Source organism: Oscillochloris sp. ZM17-4 (genome assembly GCF_019599295.1).
Classification (GTDB): domain Bacteria; phylum Chloroflexota; class Chloroflexia; order Chloroflexales; family Chloroflexaceae; genus Oscillochloris.
In genome coordinates, this window is sequence record NZ_JAIEWN010000076.1 from 10,740 (window position 1) to 13,989 (window position 3,250).

A 3,250-nucleotide genomic window follows, 5' to 3' on the forward strand; every position below is an offset into this window, starting at 1 on the left:
TCACCGTCGAGCGCGAGAACCTGCCGGCCGTGGTGCAGGGCTGGCTGAAGGCCGTCGGCCTGAGCGATGAGGAGCTGGTGGAGGTGATCTTCACCGACCAGGAGATCCTGCTGCGCCGTCCGGCCAGCCGCGATCTGCGCGAGTGGGCGCAGGGCGCGGCCGACTCCTACGATAAGGCGTTCCGCCAGATCGTCGGGCTGTGACTTCAGTGCTTAGTGTTGAGTGTTGAGTGTTGAGTGTCGGCACTCAACACTCAACACTCAACACTCAACACTCGTATGAACTACCTGACCCGCGATGACCTCCTCGACCTGCACGCCTACGCGCTGGAGCGCTACGGCGGCCTGATGGGGATCAAGAGCCAGGATCAGCTGCAGCAGGTGCTTAGCGCGCCACACCAGCAGATGTTCGGCGCCGAGCTCTACCCGGACCTTGCGAGCAAGGCGGCGGTGATGGTCTATATGCTGGTGAAGAGCCACCCGTTTGTCGGCGCCAACGACGCCACTGCGCTCATGGCACTGCTTCGTCTGCTGACAATCAATGGCTACGCCCTGTGCGCCAACCTGGGCGCCAGCGAGATAGCCGGGGTCTTCCGGGCGCTCAATCACTCCGATATGGATAAAGAGGGGCTGGAGAAGTGGCTGCGCGAGAGCCTCGTGCGGCAGTAGGGGCGAGAGCATGAGCAGAGTGTTGATCAATGGAGTTGGCGGCCTGCTGGGCGCCCGTGTGGCGCGCCGGCTGTGCGATGAGGACGGCGTCGCGGTGCTCGGCCTGTCCCGCTGCGAGCCGCCCGCGCCCGTCGGCCGGGCCGAGTGGCTGGTCGCTCGGCTCAGCGGCCTCCAGCTCGTCGAGCTGCTCCAGGCCGAGCAGGTCGACACGGTGATCCATCTGGACTTCGCCGGGGCCGACTCGCCCGGCGAGGGCCATGAGGCCGCGGTGCAGCAGAATGTCCTCGGCACGATGGAGCTGCTCGGCGCCTGCGCGAAGGCCGGCGTCTCCCAGGTGGTGATCCGCAGCCACAGCGGGGTCTACGGGGCCAGCCCGCTCAACCCGGCGCTGATCGACGAGGGGCGGCCCATCGCGCGCAGGGGGCTGAGCGGCCTGCTGCGCGACATGGCCGAGGTCGAGGTGTTCGTCGCCGAGTTCGCCGCCCAGCACCCCGATCTGCGCATCGCCACCCTGCGCATGGCCCACATGGTCGGCGGCTGGTCGCCCCTGATGGAGTACTTCGCCCAGCCCAGCCCGCGCACGATCATCGGCTTCGACCCGAGCCTGCAGCTGCTGCATATCGACGACGCGGTGGAGGCGGTGGCGCTGGCCGCCCTCGCGCGCTGCTCCGGGGCCTTTAACCTCGCCGCCGATGATGCGATCTGCATCTCGCAGGCCATCCGTCTGTCCGGCCAGCAGCCTATGCCGACCTTCGAGGGGATGATCGTCCCGTCGGCCACAATCGGCGACCGCAGCAAGCTGCGGCCATGGCCGCTCGACATGGCCTTCCTGCGCCACGGCTGCATCATCGATACGCGGCGGGCCAGGGATGAGCTGGGCTGGGCGCCCGCCCACAGCGCCGCCGACATGATCCGCGCGGCGCAGCAGCTCGACGGGCGCGACGGAGCGGACCGGGCCTCCTCCGAGGCCGCCCTACGCACATTTCTCAGCCGAAGGAGGTAGCCTGTGTCTGATCCGATCGAGATCGAGGTGGGCGGGCAGCCCGAGAAGGACGCCGCCCCCGCCGCCCCCGCCGCAAAGCCCCGCACCCGTAAGCGGGCCGGCACGGAGCAGGGCTCCCCGGACGCGAAGGCCGCCCCGGACGCGAAGCCCCGCACCCGCAAGCGGGCCGGCGCCGATCAGGGTGCCCCGGACGCGAAGGCCGCCCCGAAGCGCCGCGCGCCGCGCGCCGAGGCCGCCGCGCCCGCCCCTGAGCCCGCGCCCGCCCCTGAGCCCGCGCAAGACGTCGAGGTGCGCATCGGCGGGCAGAGCACATCGCACACGCCACCCTCTGCGTTCTGGGGTGCCCAGCCCAGCGATAGCCTCTACGAGGTTGAGGTCGAGGTGCGCAACAAGGCCAGCCAGCAGGGGGGGCAGGCCGCCGCCATGGGCGACATCGCCGCCGGCACCCTCAGGCTGATCGGCGACAACCTGCGCCGCATGACCGAGGAGCAGGTGCACAAGGTTAACGAGCTCCTCGGCGACACCGACCTGAGCGACTACCTCGACCCCGACTTCTGGAAGGGCATCGGCATGGTGCTCCAGTACCAGATCCAGGAGCAGGTGTCCTTCGTGCAGCGCCGCCTGCGCGGCGAGTACAGCGTCGACGCCTTCGGCATGGACCGCGACATGATCGAGATTGCGCGGCCCTTCCTGGCCTTCATGTACCAGACATGGTGGCGGGTGAAGTCCTACGGGCTTGAGCACGTCCCCGCCGAGGGCCGCGCCATGCTGGTGTCGAACCATAGCGGCGTGCTGCCATGGGACGGGGCCATGATCTCGTCGGCCGTCGCCACCGAGCACCCGGTGCGGCCCGACCGGGTGGTGCGCAGCCTGCACCTGCACTGGTTCAGCACGCTGCCCTTCATCGCGCCGGCCCTCGCGGCCACCGGCCAGGTGCCGGGCCTGCCCGAGAACGCCGTGCGCCTGCTGGAGAACGACGAGCTGGTCTGCGTCTTCCCCGAGGGGCTGAAGGGCGTCGGCAAGCTGTACAAGGATCGCTACAAGCTGGCCCGCTTTGGGCGCGGCGGCTTCGTGCAGGCCGCCCTGCGCGCCCGCGCGCCGATCGTGCCGGTGGCGGTGGTGGGCGCCGAGGAGATCTACCCGATGCTCTACAACGCCGAGTCCTTCGCCAAGCTGATCGGCTTCCCCTACTTCCCGCTGACGCCGCTCTTCCCCTGGCTCGGTCTGCTCGGCACCATCCCCCTGCCCACCCGCTGGAGCATCACCTTCTGCCCGCCGATCTCCACCGAGGAGTACGGCCCGCGCGCCGCCGACGACCCGCTCACCGTGCTCTCGCTGGCCGAGCAGGTGCGCGACACCATCCAGGAGACGATCGACGCCCGCCTCGCCGAGCGGACATCGATCTTCTAACACGACCTCCCGGCGGGGGTGCGGGGGCAGCGCCCCATGCGCATCAATATTAGGGCTGCCGCCCTAAAAACCGTTGTTGTTTGTGCCCAGCAGGCACATACTGCACTTATTGTGCTGCGGCGCGGCGTAGCCGCGCCGCAGCACAATAAGGTTTTGTTAGCGCGAATAC

At 69.2% G+C, this 3,250-nt stretch carries 4 protein-coding genes; all 4 read left to right on the forward strand.

The window, feature by feature from the left end:
• Positions 1 to 203 (forward strand): hypothetical protein (locus K2Z83_RS26485; protein WP_220598172.1); only part of this gene is annotated, 203 nt, incomplete at its 5' end.
• 33 nt (positions 204 to 236) lie between these two features.
• A complete protein-coding gene (locus tag K2Z83_RS26490; RefSeq protein WP_370650283.1) occupies positions 237 to 668 on the forward strand; it encodes a type II toxin-antitoxin system death-on-curing family toxin in 432 nt (143 codons plus the stop codon).
• A 22-nt stretch (positions 669 to 690) separates the two neighbouring features.
• Positions 691 to 1,671 (forward strand): NAD-dependent epimerase/dehydratase family protein, encoded by a 981-nt coding sequence (locus K2Z83_RS26495; protein ID WP_220598173.1) that lies wholly within the window; start codon positions 691 to 693, stop codon positions 1,669 to 1,671.
• Positions 1,672 to 1,674: 3 nt separating this feature from the next.
• On the forward strand, positions 1,675 to 3,081 hold the full coding sequence (locus K2Z83_RS30270; RefSeq protein WP_370650284.1) for a lysophospholipid acyltransferase family protein: 1,407 nt from the start codon (positions 1,675 to 1,677) through the stop codon (positions 3,079 to 3,081).
• Positions 3,082 to 3,250: the final 169 nt, after the last annotated feature.